The 5,961-nt window shown below is 71.5% G+C and carries 7 protein-coding genes and 1 pseudogene; 4 read left to right on the top strand and 4 right to left on the bottom strand.

The features are described 5' to 3' along the window. From H5J30_RS14720 to H5J30_RS14730, 3 genes are all read left to right on the top strand, one after another. Nucleotides 1–1,694: FtsK/SpoIIIE domain-containing protein (locus H5J30_RS14720; protein WP_258563319.1), on the top strand; the 1,694-nt coding region annotated here is incomplete at its 5' end. A gap of 140 nt (nt 1,695–1,834) precedes the next feature. After that, entirely contained in the window at nt 1,835–2,137 is a 303-nt protein-coding gene (locus H5J30_RS14725) for a WXG100 family type VII secretion target (RefSeq protein ID WP_026276583.1), read from the top strand. Between the two features lie 101 nt (nt 2,138–2,238). Next, nucleotides 2,239–2,574 carry a hypothetical protein gene (locus tag H5J30_RS14730; protein ID WP_181787889.1) on the top strand — a complete coding sequence of 112 codons (336 nt, stop codon included), beginning with the start codon at nt 2,239–2,241 and terminating at the stop codon, nt 2,572–2,574. A gap of 40 nt (nt 2,575–2,614) precedes the next feature. Here H5J30_RS14730 and H5J30_RS14735 read toward each other — a convergent pair whose 3' ends face one another. Genes H5J30_RS14735 through H5J30_RS14745 form a run of 3 tightly spaced genes read right to left on the bottom strand, consistent with a single transcriptional unit; the run spans nt 2,615 to nt 4,979 of the window. Next, nucleotides 2,615–3,331, bottom strand: coding sequence for a hypothetical protein (locus H5J30_RS14735; protein WP_181787890.1), 717 nt, complete (start codon nt 3,329–3,331; stop codon nt 2,615–2,617). Further along, entirely contained in the window at nt 3,328–4,686 is a 1,359-nt protein-coding gene (locus H5J30_RS14740) for a putative T7SS-secreted protein (protein WP_181787891.1), read from the bottom strand. Before H5J30_RS14740 ends, H5J30_RS14735 begins: the two co-directional genes overlap by 4 nt. Next, nucleotides 4,683–4,979: a hypothetical protein gene (locus tag H5J30_RS14745; RefSeq protein ID WP_309505532.1), complete on the bottom strand. Its 297-nt coding sequence runs from the start codon at nt 4,977–4,979 to the stop codon at nt 4,683–4,685. Before H5J30_RS14745 ends, H5J30_RS14740 begins: the two co-directional genes overlap by 4 nt. Nucleotides 4,980–5,081: 102 nt before the next feature. Between H5J30_RS14745 and H5J30_RS14750 the strand changes: the two genes are divergently transcribed. Further along, nucleotides 5,082–5,702 carry a hypothetical protein gene (locus H5J30_RS14750; RefSeq protein ID WP_181787892.1) on the top strand — a complete coding sequence of 207 codons (621 nt, stop codon included), beginning with the start codon at nt 5,082–5,084 and terminating at the stop codon, nt 5,700–5,702. 21 nt (nt 5,703–5,723) lie between these two features. On the opposite strand, the pseudogene H5J30_RS14755 reads toward H5J30_RS14750, so the two are convergent. After that, a pseudogene (locus tag H5J30_RS14755) lies at nt 5,724–5,961 on the bottom strand (hypothetical protein); the annotation flags it as partial.

The following is a 5,961-nucleotide window of genomic DNA, read 5'->3' on the forward strand; positions in this document are numbered from 1 at the left end:
CGCAGCAGGAGGAGGACGAGATCACCGACCTGAAGGTGCTCGTCGACGCGGTCAACGAGGCCAACGAGCGGCTGGGCATCCCCGAGCAGCACAGCCCGTGGCTGCCCGCGCTGCCCGACAGCGTCGAGCTGGACGCGCTGCCCGCGCCGCAGGGCGCAGGCCCGCTGCCCCCGGCTCCGTACGGCATCGAGGACCTGCCGGCGCAGCAGGCCCGGCGCACCGTCGCCATCGACTTCGCCGACTTCGGGCACCTCATCGTCGGCGGCGCCCCGCGCAGCGGGCGTTCGCAGATGCTCCGTACGATCGCCGCCTCCCTGGCGCGTACGCACTCGATCGCCGACCTGCACCTGTTCGGCATCGACTGCGGCAACGGCGCGCTCAACGCGCTGACCCGGCTGCCGCACTGCGGCGCCGTCGTCAGCCGCAACCAGACGGAGCGCGCGGTGCGCCTCATCGGCCGGCTCAAGCAGGAGCTGGGCCGCCGCCAGGAGCTGCTGGCGGCCGACGGCTTCGCCGACATCGCCGAGCAGCGGGCCGCGGCGTCGGACCCGGAGCAGAAGCTGCCGTACACGGTGGTGCTCCTCGACCGCTGGGAGGGCTGGCTGCCCACCCTCGGCGAGATCAACCACGGCGATCTGACCGACGAGATCTACGGGTTGCTGCGCGAGGGCGCGAGCGTCGGCATCCACCTGGTCATCACCGGTGACCGCAGCGTGCTCACCGGCCGGATCAGCACGCTGACGGAGGACAAGTTCGCCTTCCGGCTGCCCGACCGCTCCGACTTCTCCATGATCAGCCTCAACGCCCGCAACATCCCCGAGGACATCGAGCCCGGCCGGATGTTCCGCGCGGAGAGCGGCCTGGAGACGCAGATCGCGGTCCTGACCGACGACCTGTCCGGTGCCGCCCAGGCCGCCGCCGTCGCCGCCATCGGCGAGGCGGCGACGGAGCGGGACGCGGCGGTGCCGCGCTCGCTGCGCCCGTTCCGCGTCGACGTGCTGCCCAGCCGCCTCGGCTTCGAGGAGGCGTGGGAGATGCGCGACGTGCAGGCCCAGGAGGGCTCGAAGCTGTGGGCGCTGGTCGGCGTCGGCGGCGACGAGCTGATGGGCTTCGGGCCCGACCTGGCCGACGGCATCCCGGCGTTCATCATCGGCGGCCCGGCCAAGTCCGGGCGCAGCACGGTGCTGAAGTCGATGGCGCTGACGTACCTCCAGCAGGGCGTGCGCCTCGTCATCGCCGCGCCGCGCCCGTCGCCGATGCGCGATCTGGCGGGCCGCGAGGGCGTGCTCCAGGTCTTCACCGAGGACGACATCGACGAGGACGAGGTGCACGACCTGCTCAAGCAGGCGTCCCCGGACGAGCCGATCGCCGTGCTCGTGGACGACGCGGAGATGCTGACCAACTGCGACGCGGGCGACGAGTTCAAGGCCATCGCGCGCCGCGGGGCGGAGCGCGGCTGGGCGCTGGTGCTCGCGGGCGACGAGGAGGAGGTCGCCTCGGGCTTCTCCGGCTGGCAGGTGGAGGCCAAGAAGGCCCGGCGCGGCGTCGCCCTGTCCCCGCAGGACCCGTCGGCGGGCGACCTCATCGGCATCCGGCTCAACCGCAGTTCGGTCGGCGACCAGGTGCAGCCGGGCAAGGGCCTGCTGCACCTGGGCGACAGCGAGCCGTTCGCGGTGACGACGCCGCTGGCGTGACCGCCGCCACCGCGGCCGGATATGACCCTGCAACCGCGGGGGCGGCGGATTGCGTCTACGGTTGCGAGATACAAACGATGCATGACTGACGTCTCGGGGAGGGCCCTCGCGACGACGAGAAAAACGGGAGGGTAGCTGCCATGGGCAAGGCCGATGTCGATGTTACATATCAGGACATGCGGGATGCCGCCAAGCGGCTCAAGGACGAGCGGCAGGACATCGACCGCAAGCTGGATGACCTGCGCAAGTACATCCAGAGCCTGGTGAGCGACGGCTACGTGACCGGTCGGTCCTCGAAGCAGTTCGACCAGTCCTTCGACGAGTTCACCACCGGCGCGAAGAAGACCATCGAGGGCCTTGAGGGAATGGGCGACTTCCTGAAGTCCGCCGCCGAGGCCTTCGAGAACCTGGACTCCGAGCTGGAGAAGGGCCTCAAGGGCTGACCTTCGCGATTCGGTTCGGTTCGTTTCGCTTGGCCGGGGCGCCGTGGCATCGTTGTTCGGTGCGGCGGCGCCCCGCTTCGTAGGGACTGGGGGTAGGGCTCATGGGAAACGACGGCGACAGGCTGGCGATTCCGCTCAGCGAACTCGACGGCTTCGGCGGGCGGCTGCGCAGCATCAAGAGCCGGATGAACCGCACCAAGGCCACCTTCGAGTCGTACCGCGACGACATCGGGGACAGCGGCGTGGTCGACAAGCTGGAGGACTTCGAGTCGGGCTGGAAGGACGGCCGCGGTGACATCGACGACCAGTTGACGAGCCTGGCGGAGATGTCCGACACGGTGGTGCGCGAGGCCCACAAGGTGGACGTGGACCTGGAGAAGGAGCTGCAGAAGGGCACGAAGAAGGAGGAGAGCCAGGTCGGTGGCGGCAAGCAGTGACCGCCGGATCCGGGCCCTTCCCCCTGTTCCGTGCTTCCCCCTACTCCCCGCTCCCCGTCCCGCCGCCGCCCGTGGGCACGTCGAAGCCGAAGGTGCGGCCGACGTGCGCGAGCCGCATGCAGTAGGAGTCCAGCAGGAAGACGGACGGCGTGGCGATCGTGACGTAGGCGCAGTAGCCGTACGGCGCCGGCACGACGAGCTGGAGCGACGCGAACGGGATCACGGGCCCCGCGGCCCCCGCCTCGCCGGTCGGCAGGGTGAGCGAGCGCAGCGACGCCGACATCACCCCGGGCCCGCCGGGGAGCTTCACCGCCAGCAGCATGTCCTGCTCGCCCTGGAGCCCCTTGCCCAACTCGTAGTCCAGCTCCACCGGTTCCCTCTGCCCGGCGAAGAACTTCTGCTCCTTGGCGCGGTAGATCCCCTCGGCCGCCATGAGCTGGTCGTCGTGGTCGCTGGGCCGGGCGGACACGGCGAGCAGCCCCATGGACAGCCGCTCCTCGCCCGCCACGTCCTCGGTGCCGGCGCACATGGCGGTCAGGACGGTCGTCTCACCGCCCTCCTCCAGCATGGGCAGGAACCGGCGCATCTGCAGCCCGGCGGCGGCCAGTTCCTCCTGGTCCGCCTCGGGCATCAGCCGGCCCAGCGCCTCGTCCCAGCCCGCGAGGGTGTCGGCCTCGGGGAGGCGGACGAACTCGTCCGGCACCCGGTAGCTGAAGGCGTACGGGACCTTGCGGGCGCCCTCTCGTGCCGTCGTCATGCCGCCGTTCCCATCTGCGAGGGGCTGAGCCCGCGGGTGAAGCTGTCGCCGGCCGACGCCAGCATCGCCGGCGGGTCGACCTGCGGCGGCAGCGGGCCGGGCGCGACGACGTCGGGCTCCGGCGGCCGGTAGTCGGCCAGCGCGGAGATCGGCCCGACGACCGGGATGTCGGCGATGTTCCAGTTGCCGTCGGTCCACCGGCCGGGGTTGATGTTGGAGCCGATGGCGAACCCCGCGCCGGCGATGGTGGCGGACCAGTCGACGAGGTTGCCCGCGGCCACGTGCGCCCACCCCTGGCCCGACATGGCGAAGCCGCGCAGGGAGTTGGCCATGCCGCTGGGCAGCCGGGCGAGGTTGCCCCAGTTGCCGGGGCCGATCCGGCCGAGGGTGGCGGCGAGCCCCTCGGTGGCGCGCAGGCTCCGCCCGGCCTGCACCAGCCCGCGGCCGGACTGCGCCAGCCGCGCCCCGGCGACGCTGAGGCCGCCGGCGAACACGCCGGCCGCGTCCCAGGCCAGGGTCTGCCAGGTCATGCCCTCCGCGCCGCCGGCCAGCGCGATGGCGTGCGCCGCGAACGCGCCCACGCCGACGTACAGGCCGATCAGCGCCAGGCCCGCGATGCCGCCGAACGGCATGGCGAACAGGCAGATGATGCCGATGACCATGGCGACGTCGGCCAGGATGTCGCCGATCAGCTTCCAGAAGTTCGGGTCGGTGATCGTGTCCCACGCGGCTTCGAGGAGGTTCCCGAGGTCGTCGAGCCGGCGCTCGAACCAGTTGGGCTCCGGCGGCGCGTCGTCCGCCGCGTTCTTGATCTGCCGCGCGGCCGTCTCGGCGTCGCCGCTGAACTCCGCGTTCAGCGTCCGCGCCCGGCCCCGGATCGCTTCCAGCTCGGCGGTGGCGGTGTCGAGCGAATCGCCCTTGCCCTTCTTGTCCTTCTTGTGTTCTTCCTTCTCCTTGTCCGTCATCCCCTCGGTGTCGCCCGGCAGCCCGTCCAGCGCCCGCTGCGCCGAGCCGACGCGGGCGGCGGCGTCCTCGGCCTCCCGCTCCAGCTTGCGGGCGCGGCTCTGGTAGCCGGTCAGGCTGGTCTCCCACGACGACAGCGCCCGGTGGGCGGCGTTGAGGGAGGTGAGGGCCTTCTCCAGATACGGGGGGATCTCCGAGACGGAGTCGCTGAAGGCGTCGGCCGCCTTGCCGACCCAGATGCCGTCCGTCTCCCCGATCCGCTTGAGCTGGGACTGCGCGGTCCCGCTCTGGCCGGTGACCGCGCCGATCGCGGTGACGAGGCGGCGTACCGTGTCGAGGTCGCCGGGCGCGGGGTCGAAGCCGAGGTTCGTGAAGTCCTCCGGACGCGTCACTTCTTGCCCGCCTTCTGCAGCTCGTCGTGGAGCTTCTTGTCCAGCTTCTCCAGCTCGTCGGCGGCCGTGACGACGAACTTCGAGACGCCCTTCGTGAGCTTGGAGAGCTGGCCGAAGCCGTAGTCCCACGAATCCGCGAAGTCGTCGCACGCCGAGCGCAGCTCGTCGTGGCCGACGAGGCTCGCGTCGGTGTGGGCGATCTTCTTCGAGGACTCCTTCATACGGTCCCCGCTGGACTCAAGGGTCCTGGCCATCGCCATGACGTCGTCGTGGAAGAACCTCAGAAATGACACGAATTCCCCCCGGAGGCCGGAATAGTTACCCAACCGAATGTGCCTGTCGCCGCATGATAGGAAGCGGAATAGGGCATGCACGGTTCCACACGAAGGACGGCGATGTCACTACGGCCGCAACTCCGGACCCAGCTCGGGGCGCTGCTGAAGGCGGGAGAGCAGGGCGCCGAGACGTACACGACGATCAACCCCTGGAACTCGCGGCAGACCTTCGCGGCCTTCGCCTACCTCGCGGAGCAGTACGGATACCGCTACGCGGGCCTCTCGGCGAAGCACGGCACGAGCCGCAGCCACCCCGTGTTCGCCTTCCGCCGCCTCCCGGACGCGGTGGAACGCGCGACCCGCACCCGCGAGCAGTACCCGGACGCGCCCCTGGGCGGCGCCCTCCCGGGCCTGTCGCAGGGCCGCAATCCCGAGCCGCTGCCGGAGGCGCGGCAGGAGGTGGAGCTGCTGCACGCCCGGATCAAGGTGGACCTCTACGGCACGTCGCGCCGCGGCCGCCTGCGGATGCTGGCGGTGGCGGTCCCCCTGGGCGTCCTGCTCGCCCTGGCGGTCAACGGCTCCCTGGACCCGGTGCCGCTGGCGGTGGCGGGCGGGATCTCGGTGGTGTGGTGGCTGTACCTGTGGCTGACGTCGGCGATCATGCAGCGGGGGCAGCGCAGGTACACCGCGATGCTGGAGCGGGCGGGCATCGAGTGGCCGCCGGGGAACACCCCCGGCTGACGCCTCGCGCCGTGCGGGGCGTCAGTCCCGGGTGCGGGTGAAGTCGCCTCTGGCTATGCGGGGGGCCAGGGGGTCGCGGGTCAGGGAGCCGTAGCCCGTGGCCGCCCAGACGCTCGATTCCGCGGGCACCTCGAAGTACGGGACCTCGCGGCCTGCCGCCGTGTCCGTCAGGACCTCCGGGGCGCGGCGTTCGCGGATCGCCCCGGTGCAGGTGTCGCAGGCGGCGACGTGGAGCTGGCGGCGGCTGCCCATCGGCCGC

The sequence above is a fragment of the Streptomyces phytophilus genome, from assembly GCF_013870535.1.
In the GTDB taxonomy this organism is placed as follows: Bacteria; Actinomycetota; Actinomycetes; order Streptomycetales; family Streptomycetaceae; genus Streptomyces; species Streptomyces phytophilus.

Excerpts from the sequence above, each read along its gene's own strand:
- H5J30_RS14725 (WP_026276583.1), top strand. The coding sequence starts at position 1,835 with ATGGGCAAGGCCGATGTCGATGTTACATATCAGGACATGCGGGATGCC.
- H5J30_RS14730 (WP_181787889.1), top strand. The coding sequence starts at position 2,239 with ATGGGAAACGACGGCGACAGGCTGGCGATTCCGCTCAGCGAACTCGAC.
- H5J30_RS14735 (WP_181787890.1), bottom strand. The coding sequence starts at position 3,331 with ATGACGACGGCACGAGAGGGCGCCCGCAAGGTCCCGTACGCCTTCAGC.
- H5J30_RS14750 (WP_181787892.1), top strand. The coding sequence starts at position 5,082 with ATGTCACTACGGCCGCAACTCCGGACCCAGCTCGGGGCGCTGCTGAAG.